At 75.3% G+C, this 21,530-nt stretch carries 20 protein-coding genes and 1 tRNA gene; 10 read left to right on the forward strand and 11 right to left on the reverse strand.

All coding sequences use genetic code 11. The features are described from left to right. Positions 1 to 80 precede the first annotated feature (80 nt). Positions 81 to 929 (reverse strand): formyltetrahydrofolate deformylase, encoded by an 849-nt coding sequence (purU, locus tag HUT06_RS35470; protein ID WP_176199706.1) that lies wholly within the window; start codon positions 927 to 929, stop codon positions 81 to 83. A gap of 155 nt (positions 930 to 1,084) precedes the next feature. On the opposite strand from purU, the gene HUT06_RS35475 reads away from it, so the two are divergent. The 5 genes from HUT06_RS35475 to HUT06_RS35495 all read left to right on the forward strand — a co-directional run bounded on the left by HUT06_RS35475 (position 1,085) and on the right by HUT06_RS35495 (position 5,643). Next, positions 1,085 to 2,014 (forward strand): PHB depolymerase family esterase, encoded by a 930-nt coding sequence (locus tag HUT06_RS35475; protein ID WP_176199707.1) that lies wholly within the window; start codon positions 1,085 to 1,087, stop codon positions 2,012 to 2,014. A gap of 58 nt (positions 2,015 to 2,072) precedes the next feature. Further along, complete coding sequence (locus HUT06_RS35480) at positions 2,073 to 3,257, forward strand: amino acid deaminase/aldolase (RefSeq protein WP_176201838.1); 1,185 nt, start codon at positions 2,073 to 2,075, stop codon at positions 3,255 to 3,257. Positions 3,258 to 3,391: 134 nt separating this feature from the next. Beyond that, entirely contained in the window at positions 3,392 to 4,066 is a 675-nt protein-coding gene (locus HUT06_RS35485; RefSeq protein WP_176199708.1) for an SIMPL domain-containing protein, read from the forward strand. Continuing rightward, a complete protein-coding gene (locus tag HUT06_RS35490; RefSeq protein WP_176199709.1) occupies positions 4,063 to 5,334 on the forward strand; it encodes a glycoside hydrolase family 4 in 1,272 nt (423 codons plus the stop codon). Before HUT06_RS35485 ends, HUT06_RS35490 begins: the two co-directional genes overlap by 4 nt. Positions 5,335 to 5,367: 33 nt before the next feature. After that, positions 5,368 to 5,643: a zf-HC2 domain-containing protein gene (locus tag HUT06_RS35495; RefSeq protein ID WP_176199710.1), complete on the forward strand. Its 276-nt coding sequence runs from the start codon at positions 5,368 to 5,370 to the stop codon at positions 5,641 to 5,643. Here HUT06_RS35495 and HUT06_RS35500 read toward each other — a convergent pair. Further along, positions 5,594 to 5,908 carry a DUF3618 domain-containing protein gene (locus tag HUT06_RS35500; RefSeq protein ID WP_176199711.1) on the reverse strand — a complete coding sequence of 105 codons (315 nt, stop codon included), beginning with the start codon at positions 5,906 to 5,908 and terminating at the stop codon, positions 5,594 to 5,596. The genes HUT06_RS35495 and HUT06_RS35500 overlap by 50 nt on opposite strands. Positions 5,909 to 6,082: 174 nt before the next feature. On the opposite strand from HUT06_RS35500, the gene bcp reads away from it, so the two are divergent. Continuing rightward, positions 6,083 to 6,550: a thioredoxin-dependent thiol peroxidase gene (gene bcp, locus HUT06_RS35505; RefSeq protein ID WP_217711592.1), complete on the forward strand. Its 468-nt coding sequence runs from the start codon at positions 6,083 to 6,085 to the stop codon at positions 6,548 to 6,550. A gap of 22 nt (positions 6,551 to 6,572) precedes the next feature. Here the strand turns inward: bcp and HUT06_RS35510 are convergent. Then, a tRNA-Leu gene (locus HUT06_RS35510) sits at positions 6,573 to 6,657 on the reverse strand. 142 nt (positions 6,658 to 6,799) lie between these two features. Here HUT06_RS35510 and larE point away from each other — a divergent pair. From larE to HUT06_RS35530, 4 genes are read left to right on the forward strand one after another with little or no spacing between them, the layout of a single operon-like run. Continuing rightward, a complete protein-coding gene (gene larE, locus HUT06_RS35515) occupies positions 6,800 to 7,618 on the forward strand; it encodes an ATP-dependent sacrificial sulfur transferase LarE (protein WP_176199713.1) in 819 nt (272 codons plus the stop codon). Beyond that, positions 7,615 to 8,271, forward strand: a complete 657-nt coding sequence (gene larB / locus HUT06_RS35520) for a nickel pincer cofactor biosynthesis protein LarB (protein WP_176199714.1) — start codon at positions 7,615 to 7,617, stop codon at positions 8,269 to 8,271. The genes larE and larB (HUT06_RS35520) overlap by 4 nt, the downstream gene beginning before the upstream one ends. Further along, positions 8,268 to 8,867, forward strand: coding sequence for a nickel pincer cofactor biosynthesis protein LarB (larB, locus tag HUT06_RS35525; RefSeq protein ID WP_176199715.1), 600 nt, complete (start codon positions 8,268 to 8,270; stop codon positions 8,865 to 8,867). Before larB (HUT06_RS35520) ends, larB (HUT06_RS35525) begins: the two co-directional genes overlap by 4 nt. Further along, positions 8,864 to 9,589, forward strand: a complete 726-nt coding sequence (locus tag HUT06_RS35530) for a LarC family nickel insertion protein (protein ID WP_176199716.1) — start codon at positions 8,864 to 8,866, stop codon at positions 9,587 to 9,589. Before larB (HUT06_RS35525) ends, HUT06_RS35530 begins: the two co-directional genes overlap by 4 nt. Before the next feature lie 73 nt (positions 9,590 to 9,662). Here the strand turns inward: HUT06_RS35530 and HUT06_RS35535 are convergent, their stop codons facing one another. The 8 genes from HUT06_RS35535 to HUT06_RS35570 form a co-directional block, all read right to left on the reverse strand. Then, positions 9,663 to 10,589 (reverse strand): lysophospholipid acyltransferase family protein, encoded by a 927-nt coding sequence (locus tag HUT06_RS35535; RefSeq protein ID WP_176199717.1) that lies wholly within the window; start codon positions 10,587 to 10,589, stop codon positions 9,663 to 9,665. Further along, entirely contained in the window at positions 10,586 to 12,163 is a 1,578-nt protein-coding gene (locus HUT06_RS35540; RefSeq protein WP_176199718.1) for a lactate racemase domain-containing protein, read from the reverse strand. Before HUT06_RS35540 ends, HUT06_RS35535 begins: the two co-directional genes overlap by 4 nt. Next, positions 12,160 to 13,377: a zinc-binding dehydrogenase gene (locus HUT06_RS35545; protein ID WP_176199719.1), complete on the reverse strand. Its 1,218-nt coding sequence runs from the start codon at positions 13,375 to 13,377 to the stop codon at positions 12,160 to 12,162. The genes HUT06_RS35540 and HUT06_RS35545 overlap by 4 nt, the downstream gene beginning before the upstream one ends. Further along, a complete protein-coding gene (locus tag HUT06_RS35550) occupies positions 13,374 to 15,677 on the reverse strand; it encodes an HAD-IB family hydrolase (protein ID WP_217711593.1) in 2,304 nt (767 codons plus the stop codon). The genes HUT06_RS35545 and HUT06_RS35550 overlap by 4 nt, the downstream gene beginning before the upstream one ends. Continuing rightward, entirely contained in the window at positions 15,674 to 16,600 is a 927-nt protein-coding gene (locus HUT06_RS35555) for a ferritin-like domain-containing protein (RefSeq protein WP_176199720.1), read from the reverse strand. The genes HUT06_RS35550 and HUT06_RS35555 overlap by 4 nt, the downstream gene beginning before the upstream one ends. A 49-nt stretch (positions 16,601 to 16,649) precedes the next feature. Next, entirely contained in the window at positions 16,650 to 17,063 is a 414-nt protein-coding gene (locus tag HUT06_RS35560) for a helix-turn-helix domain-containing protein (RefSeq protein WP_176199721.1), read from the reverse strand. 69 nt (positions 17,064 to 17,132) lie between these two features. Beyond that, entirely contained in the window at positions 17,133 to 19,130 is a 1,998-nt protein-coding gene (locus tag HUT06_RS35565) for a sensor histidine kinase (RefSeq protein WP_176199722.1), read from the reverse strand. Positions 19,131 to 19,239: 109 nt separating this feature from the next. Further along, complete coding sequence (locus tag HUT06_RS35570; protein ID WP_176199723.1) at positions 19,240 to 21,489, reverse strand: LuxR family transcriptional regulator; 2,250 nt, start codon at positions 21,487 to 21,489, stop codon at positions 19,240 to 19,242. Positions 21,490 to 21,530: the final 41 nt, after the last annotated feature.

The following is a 21,530-nucleotide window of genomic DNA, read 5'->3' on the forward strand; positions in this document are numbered from 1 at the left end:
ACGCGGAGTGAAACTCGCCATGCCGACATCTCACGGGAAAGCGCAGGTCAGAAGATCAGCGCGGCGCGGCCGGGCGCGGGTCAGCGGAAGACGACCGTCCGGTCGCCGTTGAGCAGGACGCGGTGCTCGGCGTGCCACCGCACCGCACGGGCCAGCGCGAGGCACTCGACGTCGCGGCCGACCGCGACCAGCTCCTCGGGGCTGTGGGTGTGGTCGACGCGCGCGACCTCCTGCTCGATGATCGGCCCCTCGTCCAGATCGGCGGTGACGTAGTGGGCGGTGGCGCCGATCAGCTTCACGCCGCGCGCGTGCGCCTGGTGGTAGGGGCGGGCGCCCTTGAAGCTCGGCAGGAACGAGTGGTGGATGTTGATGATCTGCCCCGGCAGCTTCGCGCAGAAGTCGTCGGACAGGATCTGCATGTACCGGGCGAGGACGACGAGGTCGGCGCGGTAGTGCTCGACCAGCGTCAGGATCTCGGCCTCCTGCGCGGGCTTGCCGCCGGGCCCGGCCGGCAGGTGGTGGTAGTCGATCCCGTACGACTGGGTGAGGGGCCGCAGGTCGGGGTGGTTGGACGCGACCGCGACGATGTCGATGTCGAGCAGGCCCGAGCGCGTCCGGTAGAGCAGGTCGTTCAGGCAGTGCCCGCCCTTCGACACCATGATCAGCACGCGCGGGCGCTCGGCCAGCGCGTGCAGCCGCCACTCCAGGGCCAGCTCGGGCACCAGCGAGGCGAACGCGCCGCGCAGCTCGTCGGGGTCGGTGTCGGCCAGGGCCGCGAACTGGACCCGCATGAAGAACGTGCCGGACTCGCCGTCGCCGAACTGCTGGCTCTCCACGATGTTGCATCCGCGCTCGGCCAGCAGCCCCGAGACGGCCGCGACGATGCCGGGCCGGTCCGGGCAGGAGAGGGTCAGGACGAATTCGTTCAACGGTCTCACTCTTATCGCGACGCGGCAGCTCAAACGGGTCGCTACGAGCTTACGCGGCCCCTGCCCGTCCCACCGCCGTCCTTTCGCATCGGCGGGAGCGGGCTCGTCTACTCATGAGTAGTTTGAGGTGCTTCCTTGGGGTTACGTTTGCCTCCATGCGTCGCATCGCGCTCCTGGTCCTCGCCGTCGCCCTCGTCCTCGCCGCCTGCACGGAGCAGACCGGCGACAAGGGCGGGGACGAGCAGCGCCCGGCCAAGGTGGACGGCATCCCCACCTCGGCGGGCACGCACAAGCAGAAGATGGACGTGGGCACGTTCGGGCACCGCGAGTTCCTGCTGCACGTCCCGTCCAAGGTGACGGGCGGCAAATGGGAGGACGGCAGGCCCGCCGATGCACCCCCGCTCGTCATCGCCTTGCACGGCGGGCTCGCCAACATGAGCAAGATGGAGGACCTGACCGGTTTCGACGACCTCTCCGACGAGCACGGCTTCCTCGTCGCGTACCCGGACGGGTTCATGACGACCTGGAACGCGGGCGACTGCTGCGGCGCCGCGAAGGTCGGGAACATCGACGACGTCGGCTTCCTCACCAAGCTGATCGACAAGCTCACCGACGCGGGCCTGGCCGACCCGAAGCGCGTCTACGTCACCGGGTTCTCCAACGGCGCGGGCATGGCGTACCGGATGGCCTGCGAGAAGCCGGACAAGGTCGCCGCGATCGGGGTGGTCGAGGGCGCCCTGGTGACCGAGTGCGACCCGAGCCGCCCGGTGTCCGCGATGATCTTCCACGGAACGGCCGACCGGAACGTCCCGTTCAACGGCGGCGGCGACCGCGACTTCAACGACAAGCGGCCGTTCCCGCCCGTCTCGAAGGCGGTCGACTTCTGGCGCCAGCGCGCCGGCCTCCCCGAGGCCAGCAAGCAGGTCAAGGCGCGCAGCGCGGGCACCGACTGCACGAGCACCGGCAAGGGCGACCAGGGCGTCGCGGTCACGTTCTGCAAGATCAAGGGCGGCACCCACAACTGGCCCGAGGGGGCGAGCCCCATGCTCTGGGACTTCTTCGACTCCCACCCGCGCAAGGGCTGACCGAAAGCGGTACGTGAGAGCTTTTCACATTAGCCGGTAGTGTGGCAGTGTGACGAGCATGAACCTCCGGGACCGCTATGACGCCGCGACGGCCGGGATCGAGGCGCCGTTCGCCGCCGTCGACCTGGCGGCCTTCCGCGCCAACGCCGAGGGCCTGCTGCGCCGGGCCGGCGGCAAGCCGATCCGCGTGGCGAGCAAGTCGGTGCGCTGCCGGGCGCTCCTGGAGGACGTCCTCGCGATGGACGGGTTCGCCGGGATCATGGCGTTCACCCTGCCGGAGGCGCTGTGGCTCGCGGCCGAGGGCGTCAGCGACGACATCCTCGTCGCCTACCCGACCGCCGACCGCACCGCCATCGCGGCGCTCGCCGAGAACGAGGCCGCGGCCCGCACGATCACGCTCATGGTCGACTCCCCCGAGCACCTGGCGATGATCGAGGACGCCGCCGGCGACCGGCGGATCCGGGTCTGCGTCGACATCGACGCCTCCTACCGGCCGCTCGGCGGCCGGGTCCGGATCGGCGCGCTCCGCTCGGCGCTGCGCACCCCCGCCGAGGTGAGCGCGTTCGCGGAGCGGATCCTCAAGCGGCCCTCGCTCGACCTCGTCGGGCTGATGGCCTACGAGTCGCAGATCGCCGGCGTCGGGGACGTCCCGCCCGGACGTCCCGCGAGGGGCCGCGTCATCCGCGCCATGCAGCGGCAGTCGCGGCTGGAACTGGCCCGGCGGCGCGCGGCGATCGTGCGGGCCGTCCGCGAGCTGACCGACCTGGAGTTCGTCAACGGCGGCGGCACCGGCAGCGTCGAGAAGACCGCCGCCGAGCGCGCCGTCACCGAGGTCGCGGCGGGCTCCGGGCTCTACCAGCCGCACCTGTTCGACCAGTACTCCAACTTCAGCGGACGGCCCGCCGCGCTGTTCGCGCTGCCCGTCGTGCGGCGCCCCGCGCGCGGCGTCGCGACCTGCCTCGGCGGCGGCTACCTGGCGTCCGGCCCGGCCGACGCGGTGCGCCTGCCGCAGCCGTACCTGCCGACCGGGCTGTCCTACGACCCGAACGAGGGCGCGGGCGAAGTGCAGACACCGCTGCTCGGCCACGCCGCCGACCTGCTGTCGGTAGGCGACCGGGTGTGGTTCCGCCACACCAAGGCCGGCGAACTGTGCGAACGCTTCGACGCCCTGCACCTGATCGAGGACGGCCGACACATCCGCACCGTCCCCACCTACAGAGGCGAGAACCGAACGTTTCTATGAAGGGGGGCGACCCCCTTCGATCCCCGCCCGGTCGGCGGACCGTTTCCCGATCCGCTGGCGCGTCTCGTGAAACAGCCCGCCGCCCGGTGGGCTGGGGGAGCCCTGGGAAGGCCGGTAGCGCGTAGGTTGGGGGGATGAGCGACGCTCCCCTGATCAGTGTTCGCGGCGAGGCGGTGGTGGAGGCCGAGCCGGAGATCGCGCGGTTGTCGGTGCACGTCCAGTCGCAGGAGTCCGACCGGCGCGCCGCGCTCGACCGGCTCACCGAGCGGAACCGGCGGTGCCTCGACCTGGTCGAGTCCTACGGCGACGCGGTGGAGAAGGTCGAGACGGGCGGGCTGTCGATCGCGCCGCTGCTGAAGTACAAGCGGCGCGAGGGCGACATCCGGGCCTACCGCGGCACCGTCTGGATCAAGATCACGGTGGCCGACTTCGGGGTGCTCGGCGAGCTGGTCACGCGGCTCGGGGACCTGGACCGGACGTACGTCAACGGGCCCGAGTGGGAGCTGCGGCGCGACAGCGAGGTCTACGGGCGGGCCGCGCGGCAGGCGGCGCACGAGGCCGTGGCACGCGCGCGCAGCTACGCCGAGGCGCTGGGGTCGCGGCTCACCGGGCTGGTCGAGCTGTCGGACGAGGGGCTCGGCCGGACGATGCGCGAGGCGCCGGTCGCGCTGGCCGCCGCGTACGGGGGCGGGGTCGGCGGCGCCGCCGAGGAGCCCGAGCCGATCGACCTGGAACCGGAGACGCAGGTCGTCCGCGCCGCCGTGGAGGCCCGGTTCACCGTGACGCAGCCCGACCTGGAGCCGCGGTGAAGGTCGCGATCGTCGGCGCCGGCAGCGGCTACATGCCGGGCGTCGTCCGGGGGCTGCTGCACCGCGCCGACGACCTCGCCGGGACGGAGCTGGCCTGCTACGACATCGACGCCGCGCACCTGGACGTCATGACGCGGCTGGCGGGCAACATGTTCGCCGCGCGGGGCGCCGACTTCACCGTGTCGTCGCATACGGCTCTGAAGTCGGCGCTGGACGGCGCGTCCTACGTGTTCACGACGTTCCGTCCGGGCGGGCTGGCGGCGCGGCACCTGGACGAGTCGATCCCGCTGAAGCACGGCGTCGTGGGGCAGGAGACCGCGGGTCCCGGCGGGTTCTTGATGGCGCTGCGGTCGGTGCCCGTCCTGCTGGACATCGCCGCCAAGGCCGACCCGGGCGCGTGGATCGTCAACTACACCAACCCGACGAACGTGGTCACCGACGCCGTCGCCCGGCACACCGGCGCGCGGATCATCGGGCTGTGCGACCAGTTCATCGGCGACACCGAGATGTGGGCCGACCTGCTGGGGCTGCCGTTCGACGGGCTGGAGGCCGACTGGATCGGCCTCAACCACGCGACCTGGGCGCAGCGGGTCCGGCTCGACGGCCGCGAACTCGACCTCCCGCTCCTGCTGGACGACCTGGAGGTCCCCGGCGGCGGCGCGACGCCGTGGCGCGACCCGTCCCGCATGGCGGAGCTCGCCAAGGCGCTCGGCTTCCTGCCGAACTCCTACGCCAAGTACTACTTCTTCCACGACCAGGTGGTGGACGAGCTGCGCGCGAAGGGCACGACCCGCGCGCAGGACATCCTCGCCATGCTGCCCGGCTACTACGAGCAGGTCGCCGCCGAGTCGCGCAGGCCCGACCCCGACCCGTCGCGGGAGCGCGGCGGCGGCGAGCACGGCGAGTTCGCGGTGGACGTCATCTGCGCCATGCACCGCGACGAGGGCCGCCGGATGATCGTCAACACCCGCAACAACGGGGCCGTCTCGTCGCTGGACGACGACGCGATCGTGGAAGTCCCGGCCCTGGTCGGACGGTCCGGGCCCGTTCCGCTGACGATGGGGCCGCTGCCCGGCCCGGTGCGCGGCCTCACCCAGGCGATCCACGCCTACGAGCGGCTCGCCGCCGACGCCGCCGTCACCGGCGACCGCCGCACCGCGCTGCAGGCGCTCATGGCGCACCCGTTCGTCCGGAGCAAGCACACCGCCGAGAAGATCCTGGACGAGGGCCTCGCCGCCCACCGCGACCATCTGCCCCAGTTCGCCTGAACGCGGCGGGTGCGCCGTCCCGTACTGCAGGACGTGGCACGAACGGACTGCGGGGCGTACCGCCTCGGCCTCGGCGTCTACGCCCTCGGGCGGCTCGCCGGCGCCGAGGCCGCCGCGCTGTCGGCGCACCTGCGCGGCTGCCCGCCGTGCCGCGCCGAGCTGGCCGAGCTGCGCGACGTCGCGGAACTGCTCGCCCACTCGGCCCGGACGCGCGAAGGCGCCGGCCGCGGACCGCGGACCGGCGCCTCCCGGATGGGTCTCAGCGGCGCTTGCGCCTACGGCGCCAGAGGACCAGGGCGGTCACGGTGACCGCGGCCCCGACGCCCGCGAGCAGCACCCGCTTGTCGATCCCGCCGCCCTCGCCGTCCTCGTCGTCGCCGGCCGGCCGGACCATCGCGCCGACGGCTTTGGCGACGTTGTCCGCCTCCTGCTTCAGCCGCTCGACGCCGCGGTTCGCGACGTTCCTCGGATTGACCCGGTCGGCGAGCTCGTCGACGTTGCGCGCCAGCTCCCGGCGGGTGCGCTCGATGTAGCGTTCGACCTCCTCCGGGTCGCTGCCGCTCCAGTCAGCCATGCCGTGTCCTCATCCTGTCGGGCCATCCTGTCGGGCGAGCTCGCGGCGGGCGCGGCGGCGCGCGGCCGCGAGCGAAGCATGATCCGAACAGTGTGGCAGGTCCGGGCCGGGCGCGTCCGGCCAACCCCGGCCGGTACCGTGGGTTCCCACGATCCGAGCGAAAGGCGGGACAGGGTGTCCGAGCGGCTGCAGCCGGGCGACGTCGCCCCCGATTTCGAGCTTCCCGACGCCGACGGGGCCGCGGTCTCGCTGGCCTCGCTGCGCGGCAGGCGCGTGATCCTCTACTTCTACCCGGCCGCCATGACGCCCGGCTGCACCAAGGAGTCCGTGGACTTCGAGGGCAGCCTGGCCGAGCTGGAGGCCGGCGGCGTCACCGTGGTCGGCGTCTCCCCCGACAAGCCGGCGAAGCTCGCGAAGTTCCGCGAGAAGGAGGGGCTGACGTTCCCGCTCCTGTCCGACCCGGACACCGAGGTCCTGAAGGCGTACGGCGCGTACGGGGAGAAGAAGCTGTACGGCAAGGTCGTCGTCGGCGTCATCCGGTCGACGTTCGTCATCGACGCGGACGGCAAGGTCGAGAAGGCCTACTACAACGTGAAGGCCACGGGCCACGTCGAGCGCCTCCGCCGCGACCTGGGGGTCTAGCGGCGCATACGCGGCACTCCGGTGCGGGCGGGGGGATTCGAACCCCCACGGTGTCGCCACCAACAGGACCTAAACCTGCCGCGTATACCTGATTTCGCCACGCCCGCCGGGCCCCGATGGGGCGCGTTCAGCTTAGCGGCCTCCCCGCCCGGCGCGGCAACGGGAAAAGCGCGGCCGGTCATCTGACGGATTCGCGGTCCGTGCGCGCCTTCTAGCGTCCTGCGCAGACGACGCTGGAAGGAGATGCCCATGGCCGACGACGCTCTGTCGCGCCTGCGCGGGGCGCTGGCCGCGCTGCCCGGCGCCGTGGTCGCCTACTCGGGCGGGGTGGACAGCTCCCTGCTGGCCTACGCGGCGCACCGCGAGCTCGGGGACGCCGCGCTGGCGGTGACCGCGGACTCGCCGTCGCTGGCCCGGTCGGAGCTGGCGGCGGCGCGGGCGGAGGCCCGGCGGCTGGGGATGCCGCACCGGGTGGTGACGACGCGGGAGCTGGAGGACGCCCGGTACGCCGCGAACGGCGCCGACCGGTGCCGGTTCTGCAAAGAGGCCCTGATGCACGTGCTGTCCGCGGTGGCGGAGGCCGCCGGGGGCCGTCCGGTGCTGCTCGGGGTGAACCTGGACGACCTGGACGACCACCGGCCGGGGCAGCGCGCCGCCCGCGAGCTGGGCGCCCGGTTCCCGCTGGTGGAGGCCGGGCTGGGCAAGGCGGCGGTGCGGGCGGCGGCGCAGCAGCTGGGGCTGCGCACGTGGGACAAGCCGGCGTCGGCGTGCCTGTCGTCGCGCCTGGCCTACGGGGTGCCGGTCACGCGGGACGCGCTGCGCCGCGTGGAGGACGCCGAGGAGGCGCTGCGCGGCGCCGGGTTCGGCGGGCGGGTGCGGGTGCGCGACCAGGGCGGCGGCCTCGCCCGGATCGAGGTGGAGCCGGTGGACGTCACGGCGGCGGCCGCGCGGGGCGCGGAGCTGGCCGGGCTGGTCAAGGAGGCCGGTTTCCGGTACGTGACGCTGGACCTGGAGGGCTACCGGCAGGGCAGCCACAACCTCGGCCTCACCCCGGTGCGGAACCGGTGAGCGAACTGGGCTTCGCCCGCGTCGACCTCGACCGCGGCCGGCGGCGCGGGTACCCGGAGGCGGTGTTCTGCGAGGGCAAGACGGTGCCGGAGGTCGTCGCGATCGCGGCGAGCCTGGTCGGCGCGGGCACCGCGAACGTGCTGGCCACGCGGGCGTCCGCCGCGACACTGGCGGCCCTCGCCGACGCGTTCCCCGACGCGGTGGTGCACGAGCGGGCGCGGCTGGCCGTGCTGAACCCGGACAGCCGCTCCCGGACGGGCAACGTCGCGGTGGTCTGCGGGCGTCCCGAGGACGAGCCCGCCGCCGAGGAGGCCGCGCTGGTCGCCGACGCGATGGGCAGCCGCGTGTCCCGCTGGTACGGGGCGCCGGTGGACGATCCCGCCGCCCTCCCCGGCTGGCTGGACGAGCACGAGCGCCCGCGCGCGTTCGTCGTCGCGGACGGGACGGGCGGCGCCCTCCCCACGCTCGTGTCCGGCCTGGTGGAGCAGACGGTCGTCGCGCTGCCGACCTCGTCCGGCGGGGACTTCGCCGGGCGCGCGGCGCTGCTGTCGGCGCTGAACTCCTGCTCGCCCGGCGTCGTCACGGTCAACATCGACAACGGGTTCGGCGCCGGGTACGCCGCCCATCTGATCAACGCGGGGGCGGGCGCATGACGGTCGGGGTCGCCGAAGCGCGCGGTCTGCGTCCGGACGAGGTCCGCGCCCGTGTGAAAGAACTCCTGGCCCGCGGCCCGGAGACCGCGTTCCTGCGGCACGCCACCCCGGATCAGTTCGCGGCGGCCCGCGATGTGGCGCCGGAGGCGTCCCACAACGAACGGTCCGGGCTCGTCGTGCTCACCCGCCCACGCCCACGCCGCCCACTACCGGTAGCCGTGGTGTCGGCGGGAACCTCGGACCTGCCCGTCGCGGAGGAGGCGCTGACCGCCGCCGAGGCGCTCGGGCTCAGCCCGGCGCTCACCGCCGACATCGGCGTCGCGGGACTGCACCGCCTGCTCGGCGTGCGCGCGGAGCTGAGCCGGGCGCGGGTGCTGATCGTCGCGGCGGGCATGGACGGCGCGCTGCCGTCGGCCGTGGCGCGGCTGGTGCCCCGGCCCGTGCTCGCGGTGCCGACCAGTGTCGGCTACGGCACCGCGTCCGGCGGGCTCGCCGCGCTGGCGGCGATGCTCGCCTCCGGCGCGCCGGGGCTGGCCGTGACCGGCATCGACGACGGCCTCGGAGCCGCGATCACCGCACGGAGGATGCTGACATGAGGATCGCCTACTTCCACTGCTTCGCCGGCATCGCGGGCGACATGGCGCTGGGCGCTCTGCTCGACGCGGGCGCCGACCTGGAGGCGGTGCGCAAGATGCTGGCCGGGCTCGGCCTGCCCGGCTGGTCGCTGGACACCGAGCGCGTCACGCGGCGCGGCATCGCGGCGACCCGCGCGGTGGTGGGCGTCGAGGACGACGCGGTGTCGCGCACGCACGCGGTCATCGCCGCCCTGGTCGGGGAGGCGCCGCTGCCGGACCGGGTGCGGGAGCGGTCGCTCGCGGTGTTCCGGAACCTCGCCGAGGCGGAGGGCCGGGTGCACGGGATGCCCCCGGCCGACGTCCACTTCCACGAGGTCGGCGGCCACGACGCGATCGTGGACGTCGTCGGCACCTGCGCCGCGCTGGAGACCCTCGGCGTGGACGAGGTGGCCGCGCTGCCCATCCCCGTCGGGCAGGGCCTCATCACGACCCGGCACGGCCTGCTGCCCAACCCGGGCCCGGCGGTCGTGGAACTGCTCGCCCGCGCCCGCGCGCCGATCACCGGACGGGCCGTGAACGCCGAGATGAGCACGCCGACCGGCACCGCACTGCTGGTAACGCTGGCCGGCTCGTTCGGCCCCTTCCCGGACATGACGGTCACCGCGAACGGCTTCGGCGCAGGCACCAAGATCTTCGGCGACCTCCCGAACGTCACCCAGGTCGCCATCGGCGAAGCCGGCTGAGGCCCGCTGAAAGCCCGGCGAAGCCGCTGAAACCCGCTGAGGTCGCGCCTGCCTCAGCGGGTTTCAGCGTGTCCTAGCGGGGCCAGATGGTGCGGTTGGGTGGGCGGTCGGGGCGGGTGGCGGCCCAGATGCGGCGCCATTCGGCTACTTCGGGGCCGCGGGGGGCTTGGCGGCGGTCGCCGGCGCGCAGGGACGCCCACCAGCTCTCGTCGTGCTCGATCCACAGCCGGCCGACCGCGTCCTCCAGGCGGGCGTTGAAGGCGCTCGTCGTCTCGTCCGGGTCGGGGGCGAGCGGGCTGCCGTAGCGGACGGCCACGGGCGGGCGGCCCGGCTTCGGCCACATCCCGCCGCGCGGCATCGCCCGGTACGTGCCGCGCACCGCGAGCGGGACGGCGGGGACGCCCTGCTCGCGGCACAGCAGCGCCGCGCCCATCCGGAACCGGCGGGCCCAGCCGTCCTGGGAGCGGGTGCCCTCGGGGTAGATGAGCAGGCTCCAGCCGTCCTGGAGCAGCTCGGCGGCCAGGTCGAGGGACCCGCCGGAGCCGTGCCGCTCGATCGGGAACGCGTTGAAGGCGAGCGCGGTGGCGACGGCGCGCCAGCGGGCGTCGAAGAAGTAGTCGGCCGCCGCCGCGACCGCGACGCGGCGGCGCAGCCGGACCGGCAGCGAGCCGAGGATCAGCGGCGTGTCCAGGTGGCTGGCGTGGTTGGCGACGAACACCACCGGCCCCTCCACGCCGTCGAGCAGGTCGGTGCCGTGGATCTCCGGGCGGGTCTGGGTCCAGGTCAGCGTGCGCAGGACGCCGTCGAGCGCGACCGTGCGGGCCGCGGCGGCGAGCGGCGTGCGCGCCCACGCGGTGGGGAACGGGCTCGCCTCCGGCACGCGCGCCCAGGGCGCGGCGGAGCGCGGGGCGGGCGCCCGGCCCCGCCAGTCGCGGCCCCGGCGCAGCAGCTTCACCTCCTGCGCGAGCGACAGCCGCCCGCTCTTGCGCCGCCCGCTCATCGGACGTCCGCCATCGTCATCGGCGGGGTGTGCAGGTAGGTGAGGCTCGGGCTGTGCCCGACGGTCTCGCCCGCCATCTCCAGCGCGTCGGCCAGCGTGGTGGCGGCGCGGAAGCCGAGCCGCGCCGCGACCTTGCGGTCCGCGCCCACGCAGATGACGTCGCCCAGGTGCTCGCGCGCGTGGGCGCCCCAGTACCACATGTAGAACGGGTGGACGCCGTGGTAGGCGTAGCTGTTCCGGTACAGGTGGACGTACCAGGGGTCGGTGGCGTACTGCTCCTCGTACTTGGTCTCGATCGTGGCCGGGTCCGTCGTCTGCGGGAGGACCTCGTCGTAGAAGTCGATGTAGCTGGGGTGGTGCAGCGAATGGAACTCCGCCGGCATCGGGTGGTACATGATGAGCGCCCCGCCCTCGCGCACCAGCGGACGGTTCCGGTACATGTTGAAGTAGTAGCCGAGCCCCAGGCACGCCACCAGGATCGGGTTCATCACCGAGTTGACGTTGTAGGGCGACAGGTACGGCAGGCCGAGCATCAGCACGTCCGACTGGCCCTGCACCTCGGTGAGCTGCTGCCGGTGGACGGCGGCGAGCGTCCGGCCGTGCACCTCGTCGGTGGCGCCCGCCTGCACGGACGTGACCTGGTACGGCGCGCGCAGGTTCTGCCACATGCGGCGGCGCGCCCCGGCGGGGGCGAGGTCGTTGGCGCGCTTGGCGGCCAGGAACGTCGCCTGGTCCCGCAGCGTCCACTCCCATTCGCGCCGGTTGAGGAAGCCGAACGGGGACGGGAACTGGTCGTTGTTGAGGGTGGCCTCGACGTGGAACACCCGCACCGACTCCGACAGCAGCGAGTGCATGCGGCCGTAGGAGTGGTGCATCGCCGAGTTCGGCGGGTCGTTGAACGACCGGGAGTTCTGCAGCGTGTGGACGTTGTGGTGGTGCCGCAGGCTCTTGTAGGACGCGAGGCCCACCGCGACGGACTTCGCGCCCCCGTTCATCGCGACCAGGTTGATGTTCACGTACACGATGAGGTCGCTCTCGGCGGCCCGCCGGTTGATCTCGACGTCCTCGCCGTGCCGGGTCTGCCCGAGCGCGACGAGGTTCTCGGGGTCCTCGGCGTCGTGGTTGCGGAGCCGGTCGGGCCAGAACGAGGCGAACACCCGCTCCCCGACGATGTGCCGGATCTCCGCCGGGGTCATCCGGCGGTGCAGCGCGTTCGCGGCGATCAGCTCGACGTCGTCCACGCCCGCCGCGGCGGCCAGCTCCAGGACCTGCTCGATGACCCGCTGCCGGACGTCGGGGGCGCGCATCGGCGGCAGCGGCAGCGACAGGTCGTCGAAGACGATCGTCAGCCGCATGCCCGCGCGCAGCAGCTCGGGCAGCGGCTCGCTGCCGAGCGGGTGCAGCAGGGCGTCCCGGATCCGGCCGGTCAGGTCGCGCACGCCGGGCAGCGAGTCCGGCGGGTAGACCACCCGGGTGCCGAGCGGGAACCGCTCCAGCCGGAACCCCTCCCCCTCGTGCACGAGAAGCGGCGGCGTCCGCTCGTCCACCTCCAGTACGAGGCCGGGTCTGCTCATCCGTCGGCTCCTCCGTTCGGTTCGGCGGGCTCGTCCGCGCGCCGCTGCGGCGCGAACGCGATCTTGACGCTGCCCGAGCGCCCGGCGGCCAGCGCGTGCGACAGCGCGTCCCGCCAGCGGCTGAGGGGGTAGACCCCGTCGACGAAGCCCTCCAGGGCGTCGTGCGAGGCCAGGTCGAGCGCGGCGGCGAAGTCGGCGGCGCCGCGGCTGGCGTAGGAGCCGGCGATGGTCAGCTCCCGGTACCAGGCGGGGGTGAGGTCGGCGGGCTTGGACGGCATGCCCGACAGCAGCACGGTGCCGCCCGCCCGGACGATCCGCAGCGCGGTGTCGAGGCCCTGCCCGCCGGTGCACTCGGCGACGATGTCGGCGCCGCCGAGCAGGTAGCCGGGGCCGAGTTCGGGCCGCACGAGGGAGCCGCCGGTGATGCGGCGCAGCCCGCGCAGCGCGTTCGCCGGGTCGATCGTCTCGGTGGCGCCGAGCGCGGTGGCGCGGCGCCGCTGCCCGGGGTGCCGGGCGATGACGGTGATCGGCCCGGCCGGGGTGAGCTCGCGCAGCGCGAGGACGGTCAGCAGCCCGACCGTGCCGGCGCCGACGACGGCGACGGACGCGCCGCGCGGCACGTCGATCCGCCGGACGGACCGGATCGCGCAGGCGAGCGGCTCGGCCAGCACCGCCCGCTCGGACGGCAGCGACGCGGGCACGGGGTGCAGCCGGTCGCGGTGCGCGACCAGCCGCTCGGACCAGCCCCCGCCGGTGTCGGCGCAGAACCCGGTCTGGAGGCCGGCGGAGACGCGGCCGGCGGTGACGCGGTCGCAGCGGTTCTCGTGGCCGTCCGCGCAGGACGCGCACAGGTCGAGGCCGCGCGTCCGGCACGACAGCACCGGGTCGGCGACGACGCGCGTCCCGGCGCGCAGGTCGCCGGCGTCGTCCATCAGCTCGGCGACGATCTCGTGCCCGGGGACGAACGGCGTCGACACCAGCGCCGACAGGTACGGCGACACCGTCCCGGCCGCCATCGACAGGTCGGACCCGCAGATGCCGGACAGGACGGGCTTCAGCCGCACCCAGTCCGGGCCGGGCGGCGGGGGCGGCTTGCGGTGCGACAGCCGCAGCGGCGCGAGCGAGGGGACGACGGCGGGGCGGAGCCGGCCGGGCAGCCGCCCGGCGGCGAGGTAGCGGGCGGGCGAGCGGTGGTATTCGAGGGCGAGGATCACCGGGCCTCCTCCAGGGCGGCGTCGAGCACGGCGGACACCTTGCCGCCGGCGCCGCCCCACTCGGCGACCGTCCAGCGGAGCCGCTTGGCGTGCCGGTAGAGGTGGGCGTCGGGGTTGACCGCGACGGGGTGGCCGACCTGCTCCAGCACGGGGCGGTCGGAGTAGTGGTCACCGTAGGCCCAGCTCCCGGCGAGGTCGACGCCCTCGTCGCGGGCCCATTCGCGCAGCCACGCGGCGCGCGCCTCGCCGATCAGCGGCGGCGCCTCGAAGTGGCCGGTGCAGCGCCCGTCGACCACCCGCAGCCGCGCCGCCAGCACGTCGTCGAACAGGGTGCGCAGCGGCTCGACGAAGTAGTCGACGGTGCCGGTGAGCAGGACGGTGCGGTGCCCGGCGGCGCGGTGGGCGCGGATGCGGCGGATCGCCTGCGGCCAGGCGCGGCGCAGCAGCACGTCGCCGAGCCGCTCGCGGGCCAGCGCGCGCAGCTCCGCCTCGCCGGCGCCCTCGTAGCGGCGGACGAACTCGCGCAGGAACTCGCCGCGGTCGCGGTGCTCGGCGCGCAGGTAGCGCGGCGCGTTGCGCAGGACGGGCAGCAGCGCCCCCGGCCAGGACCGGACGGGCGCGTCGAGCAGCCGCGCCCACAGGTACGCCTCGACGACGTCGGACGCGACGATCGTCCCGTCCAGGTCGAAGACGGCGGCGACGTCGCCGCGCTCCTCGAAGGGGGCCGGGGCGGGCTTGGGCGCGCGGGGCAGCGGCGGGCCGTAGAAGGCGGCGGTCACGGCGGGGCAGTGCACGTCGCGGAGGTAGTGCGGCCAGTCGATGGCGGCCGAGTCGCAGCCCTCGCCGTCGGGGAGCGTCCGGTCCAGCGCGAGGGTGGCGCCGTCGGCGTAGACGACCTCGGCGGCGCCGTAGGCCCCGTACAGGTCGCGGTAGCGGCGCAGCATCCGCACCTCGCGGCCCTTGCGGTGCAGGTCGCGCTGCCAGGCGCGGGTGCGCTCGCCGCCGGGGAGGGCGAGCAGGGCGCGCTCGGCGACGTCCATCGCGCGTTCGGCGGTGCCGAGGACGCGTTCGGCCTGCGACTCGCTGAGCAGCCTCAGGTCGCGGTTGCGGACGGCGCCGCGGCCGTCGGGGGCGGGCAGCGGGTGCTCGGCGAAGTGCTCCTGGACGAGTTCCACCAGCCGCTGCAGCGTCAGCGGGTTCCGGGCGCCGGAGCCGACGTGGTAGTAGGCGGGCCCGCCGGGTTCGGGCGGGACGACGGCGGCGGCGAGCAGCGCGTTCACCACCAGGTCGACCGGGATGATGTCGACGATGCCGTCCGGGATCCCGGCGAGCGCGCGCAGCATCCCCTGCCCGTAGGCGAGGATCAGCGGGTCGGCCATCTTGAACCCGTCGATCCAGCCGGGGTAGGGGTGGCGCAGCGCGCTCTCCACGATCGCCGGGCGGACGACCGACAGCGGCACCCCGGCCTCGCGCGCGGTGTCCTCCGCCGCCCGCTCCCCGAGCGCCTTGGTGAAGGTGTAGACGTCCGGCCAGCCCAGGCTGCGGGCGCGCTCGCGGCCGTAGGCGACGAGCCGGTCGGCGACGGCGTCGCGGCGGCGGCGCTCGGTGTCGGCGGCGACCGCGCTCGGGCCCGCCTTGCCCTGCGCCTTGAGCGCGGCGGCGCGGAGCCGGGCGAGCACCTCGGGGCGGCGCGAGTCGCTCTCGGCGGCCCGGCGCGCCTCCAGCGCGCAGTCCAGCTCGGTGCGCCAGTCGATGGCGTGCTCCAGGGCGTCCTCGCGGACGACGCCCTTGCGGGAGCCCGCGACGTAGGCGGTGGAGACGTGCACCAGGTGCGGGCGGCGGCCGGTGCGGCGCGCGGCGGCCAGGACGCCCTCGTAGAGGTTGACGGTGCCGACGACGTTGGTGCGGAACGCCTCGTCGATCGGCGGGTCGAACGACACGACGGACGCGCCGTGCACGACCACGTCCACGTCGTCCGGCACGTCGGGGGCGGCGTGGGACAGGTCGGCGGGGACGAGCCGCACCCGCTCGCGGACGATCTCGCGGGCCCGGTCCTCGCCGACCCGCTCCCGCCACGGCCCGAACACGGGCTTGGCGATCAGCTCGGCGAGCCGGTCGCCGGCGGTGGCGCCGGGCCGCTCCCGCACCAGCACGACGACGTTCGTGGACGGGTGCCCCGACAGCAGCCGCTCCAGCAGCGCCTGCCCGATGAAGCCGGTCGCCCCGGTGAGCAGGACGGTGCGTCCCGCGAGACCGGCGGGCTCCCCGCGCACACCGCGCCCGGCGGGCCCGGCGCTCACGCCGCGGCCTCGCGGCGCTCGCGGTGGACGCCGGCGCGGGCCAGGGCCCCGTCGGTGGACAGCTCGGGGACGCGGCCCGGCGGCATGCGCTCCAGCGAGCGGCGCCGGGCGTCCTCGGCCAGCGTCGCGCCGGCGAAGCCGGGCAGCTCGGCGATCGTCGCGTCGATGCGGCGCATCCGGTCGAGCCCGGCGTCGTCGCCGAACAGCCACACCAGGGCGAAGTCGCTCTCCTCCTGGGGGCGCAGCCCCGTGCCGACCGGTGCCCACAGGCGGTGCATGGCCCAGCGCGCCAGCCGCCGCGCGCGGGCGCTCCGCGCGAGCCGCATCCGCGCCTGCGCCCGGTAGAAGGCGAAGTGGCGGCGCTCGTCCTTGATGACGCGCCGCAGGATGTCGCGCAGCACCGGGTTGGCGCTGCGCTCGATCATCGCCTGGTAGCTGTTGATCGCGCTGAGCTCGTTCATCGCGCCCCAGGTCATCTGGATCGCGACGAAGTCGCGGGTCAGCGCGGAGCCGAGCATCGAGACGAGGTGGCCGGTGTAGACGCTGCGGCCCAGCGCCCGCCGGATCCGCTCGTTGCGGACGGTCTTGGTCGGGTACGGCGAGGCGGCGTTGACCTTCTCCCGGTCGGGGGCCAGCGTGAAGCCCGCCTCCCCGAGGAACCGGGAGAACGCCTCCCCGTGCCAGAACTCCTCGTAGATCCAGCAGCTCATGAACGCCGTGATCTCCGGGTCGAACGCGGCCCGGGTGGCGAGGAGGTCGCGCGCGTACATCACGGTGTGGGTCTCGATGTCCATCATGAACGTCAGGCAGCGCGCCTCCGCACCGGAGACCGGGTGGGCGGAGATCTGGTCCCACGCGACTCCCGACAGGTCCACCGCCCGCGAGTTCCGCACGTAGCGGTCGAGGTCGAAATCCTGCGTCATGGTCACCACGCTAGAAAGGTCGGATGTGTCTGGATAAGGACGGAGTGCGTCATGCGGCGGACCCGGTGCGCCAATCCCAGCGGCGCAGCGCGCGCCGCAGCGAGCGGGCGTCGGAGTAGCCGAGGCGGCGGGCCACCGCCTCGCGGGTCAGGGCGCCGTCCTCAAGCAGGAGCCGGGCGCTGCGGCCGCGCACGTACTCCAGTTCGTCGCGCCAGCTCGTGCCCGCGTCATGGAGCCGGCGCTGGAGGGTGCGGGAACTCACCGCCATCCGGGACGCCACCCAGCCCACGGTGACGGGGCCGTCGGGCAGCGCGGTCGCGATGAGATGGCGCATGTCGTCCAGCCAGTCCGGGTCCGGGGCCGGGTCGGGGCACGGCCGCAGGTCCGGATAGGCGCCTGCGGGCGGACGGCCCGGCTCCTGGTGCGCGCACCGCAGCACGCTGGCGAAGACGAGAACGGACATGGCGGCCCCCTTGCTCCTTAATCGGCCTACGCCGCCGACGCTAGGGAGCGGAGGGAGCGGGCGAATCCGTCAAGCGATCAGGCTTTCGCGCAGGAGCAGGGCGTCCCGCGCCGCCGCGCTCGTGGCGCTCGCCGGGACCTCGGCGACAAGGGCGAACCGGCCGTACCCGTCCGCCCCCGCCGAGAGCGAGCCGCCGACGGCGGTGGCCCGCGCGGTGAGGTTCGCCAGGCCCCGGCCCGACCCCTTCCCCAGGCCCGCCTCCCCCTGCCGGGCCGCGCCGTCGTTGCCGACCGTGAGCCGGAACGCCCCCTTGTGGACGGTGACCGCGATGTGGCAGCGCCGGGCCCGCGCGTGCCGCAGCACGTTCGTGACCGCCTCCCGGAGCACGGCGGCCAGCACGGCGTCCACGGCGGGCGGCGCGGTGGGCCAGCGCTCCGGGTCCATCCGCACCCGGGCGCCCGCCGCCGCCAGCGCGACGCGCGCCGCGTCCGCCTCCTCGCGCAGCACCAGGGCCGGCTCGTCCTTCGCGACGGCGTTCGCCTCCGCCCGGGACCGGTCGGCCAGCACGATCAGCTCGGCCAGCTCGCCGCGGGCGCGCACCGGGTCGCTGCCCGCGACCCGGCGGGCCAGCTCGGCCTTGACCGTGATCGTGGACAGCCCGAGCCCGAGCAGGTCGTGGACGTCCCGGGAGATGCGCAGCCGCTCGTGCAGCGCCGCCATCCGGGCCAGCCGCTCGCGCGCGGCGGCGACCTCCCGGGCGAGCCGCGGCAGCCGGTCCAGGGCGTACACGATCACGCCGATCTGCACCGACACCGCGCAGGTGTAGAGGTGGAACAAGGTGCCGTGCGACGCCCACAGGGCGGGCGCGTACCAGGCCGCGACCGTCGCGCCGAACAGCCACCACGCGACGCGGCCGGGCGCGACCAGCACCGCCGAGGCGGTCACCAGGCACGCCATCGTCGCCCACTCCCAGCCGAGCAGCGCGAACGGGACGAAGACCAGCGCGAACTGGACGGCGAACGTCCAGGCCGCGCCCTTCGGCCGCCGCCCGCGCAGCACCGTGCCGGAGTGCCGGAGCTGGATCGCCGCGACCGCGCCGGCCACGACGACCGCCGCGCCGATCGTCCACGGGTCCCCGTCCGCGCCCGCCAGCACGTACATGACCTGCTGGACGCCGAAGCCCGCGGTGATGATGGCGAGGATCGTCCAGGCCAGGCGCGGCTGCGTGACCACTCCCGGCCGCGCGGCCGGGGGCGGCGCGGCCTGCAGCGCGCCGATGATCGAGCGGACGTCGCCGAGCGCGCGGCGCGCGGTGCGAACCACCTCGTCCAGGTCGGCGCGGGACGGCGCGGCGCCCCGGGCGAGGGCGCGGCGGCTCGCCGCCTCAATGCGGGTGAGCGCCGCGTCCAGCACGGCGCGCAGGCTGCCGGACGCCGCGATCCGCTCCCGCGCCGCGGCCGCCGCCGCGAACTGCGCGCGGGTGAGGTGCAGCTCCCGGATCAGGCCCGCCAGCCGGGTGAGCGCGTACATCGACACCCCGACGTTGACGGTCGCCATCACGCAGAACGAGACGCTGTCGGGCGGCCACCCCTGCGCGTGCCGCAGCAGCCCCTCCGCGCCCGCGATGAGCCCCACCAGCAGCCATGACAGCGGCGGGCGCACCAGCAGCAGCACCGCCCCGGCGAGGAACCCGCCCGCCACCGGGTACCAGTCGTTGCCGAACACCAGCAGCGGCAGCGCCGCCAGCGCGGCCTGCGCCGCCAGCAGGATCACCGCCCTGCGGGCGCCGGGCCGGAAGGCGCGCGGCCCGTACAGCACGAACAGCAGCTGCACGCCGAAGACCAGGACGATCACGACCGTGGCCGACACCAGCAGCCGGGACGGGCCGGTCTCGGCCTGCTTGAGCAGCCGCGTCTGGAGGGTCAGCCCGAAGTAGAGGACGATGATCGCGCGGACGAGCAGGGGCGTGCGGTCGCCCCGGCCGGGCCCGCCGCCCCCGCCGTCGTCATCGCCGTCGTCGCCGCCGTCGCCGCCGTTCAGGACGCGTGCGACACGCCACGTCCGCACCACCGGTCCCCCTCACCACCGCCTCTTCGATGATGAGTTGCCCGGACTCCTCGATCAAGGGAAATGATCGGACGAATGGCCATATGGCGCTGCAGATCAATCGTTTGCGTCAGGCGGACCGGTGCTCCCGGCCGCCGGCGGCGGGCAGGCACCGGTGCAGCTCCGCGCGGGACGCCACGCCGAGCTTCGGGAACGCCTTGTAGAGGTGGTAGGCGACGGTCCGGTGGCTCAGCCCCAGCCGGGCCGCGATCTGCCGGTTCGTCGCGCCGGTCGTCGCCATCCGGACGACCTGGAGCTCCTGCGCGGTGAGGCTGCCGGACGGGTGCCCGGCAGCGTCCGGCGGGGCGGTGCCCTCCCCCGCCGCGCGCAGCTCGCGGCGCGCCCGCTCCGCCCACGGGACCGCGCCGAGCCGCTCGAAGACCTCCAGCGCGGCGCGCAGCCGCGTCCTGGCCCGCGTGCGGCGCCGCGCGCGGCGCAGCCATTCGCCGTACAGCAGCTCCGTGCGGGCGCGCTCGAACGGGCGGTCGGCCCCGTGGTGCGCCCGCAGCGCGAGCGTGAAGTGCCGCTCCACGGCGGCGGGGTCGTTCGCCAGCAGCGCCCGGCATCGACGCGCGGCGCCGTCCGCCCAGGGCCGTCCGGTCTCCCGGGCGAAGGCCTCCAGCCGCTCCATCGGTCCGGCGGCGGCCTCGGGACGGCCCGCCGCGACCGCAGCCTCCACGTGGTCGGCGAGGGAAAGGAAGGCCGCAGGCGGAGACGCGGCCGGGTCCCGGTGCAGCTCGCGGAAACGCTCCAGCGCGTCGCCCGGACGGCCGAGGCCCAGGGAGAGGAGTGCGAGCGCGTCGCCGACGCACGCGCCGGCGGCCCCGTCGGCGGACAGCGCGCGGCAGCGCACCTCGTTGCCCTCGGTCGCCGCCTGCCGCGCCCGGACCGAGGCCGCCGCCGCGACCAGGCGGCGCGACCCGGACCGCTCGGCCGCCTCGCGCGCCTCGTCCGCCAGCGCCCGCGCCGCGCCGTGGTCGCCGAGGACGAGCCGGGCCCGCGCCTCGGCGATGAGCGCGCGGGGCAGCAGCGCGGCCGGCCCGCCCGTGCGGCAGTCGGCGGCGAGCGCGGCGGACAGCTCGGCGGCGGCCGCGTCGTCGCCGGTCAGCAGCGCGCCCTCGGCGGCCAGGAGGCGGCGGCGCGGATCGGCCGCGTCCCGGAAGTGAGGGGCGAGCCGCCCGGCGGTCGCCACGTCGCCGTCGAGCAGGGCCAGCGCCAGCCGCGCCCCGGCGGACGGCTCGTCCATCCCGGCGGACGCGTCGCGGGCCGTCGCCCGGTCGCCGGCCAGCCAGGCCAGGATCACGGCCTCGTCCAGGCCCACGGCGGCGAGCGCGCGGTGCGCCGCAGCGCGTCGCGCGGCCGGGACGCCCTGGTAGGCGGCGGCGCGGGCGAGCGGATGGGGGAAGCGGACCGCGTCCTCGGTGAGGTGGACGAGGCCCGCCTCTTCTGCCGCGTCCAGCGCGTCGAACGGCACGTCCAGGCTCCGCGCCGCCGCCGCGACGGCGCCGGGCGAGCCGGTGTCGTCGGCCGCCGCGACGGCCAGCAGCAGCCGCGCGGCCCGGGGCAGGCCCTCGACGGCCCGCGCGAACTCCGCCGGCACCCGCGCGAACCGGGCGGACCCGGCGGCCGGGAAGCCGAGCAGGGCCAGCGGGTTGCCGCCCGCCCAGCGGGCGGCGTCCGCGCGCCGCGCGGCGGGCAGCTCCGGCGCCCGCTCCGCGAGCAGGCGCTCGGCCGCGTCGTCGGCGAGACCCGCCAGCGGCAGCTCGGGCACGCCGGTGCGCGACCAGGCGTGCGGGGCCGCGCCCGCGATCCCGTCGCGGACCGCGATGACGATCGCGAGGCCGGACCCGGCCGCGCGGCGCGCGGCGAACAGCAGCGCGTCCGCCGACGCCCGGTCGAGCCAGTGCGCGTCGTCGACCAGGCACAGCAGCGGCTCGCCCGCCGCCAGTTCGGTGAGCAGCGCCAGCAGTGCGGGCCCGACGAGCAGGCGGGCCCGCGCGCGGGGCGGGACCGGGCCGAGCGCGGCCCGCACGGCCGCCGCGTGCGGGGCGGGCAGCCGCTCCACCAGGTCCGCGCGGCCGGCGAGGAGCAGCTGCAGCGCCGCGAACGGGAGGGCGGCCTCGGCCTCGATCCCGGTCCAGCGCAGGACGCGCATCCCTCCGGCGGCCGACTCCGCGTGGTCGAGCAGCGCGGACTTGCCGATCCCGGCCTCACCGCGCACGATCAGCGCGCCGCCGCCCGTCCCGGCGCGGGCGCGCTCCAGCAGCAGGCCGATCTCCTCCTGCTCGGCCGACCGCCCGTACAGCGTTTCCCCCAGCATGCTCAAATGCTCGCAAAGGGCCCGCCCCCGGCCCAGTGCGT

Source organism: Actinomadura sp. NAK00032, assembly GCF_013364275.1.
Taxonomy (GTDB): Bacteria; Actinomycetota; Actinomycetes; order Streptosporangiales; family Streptosporangiaceae; genus Spirillospora.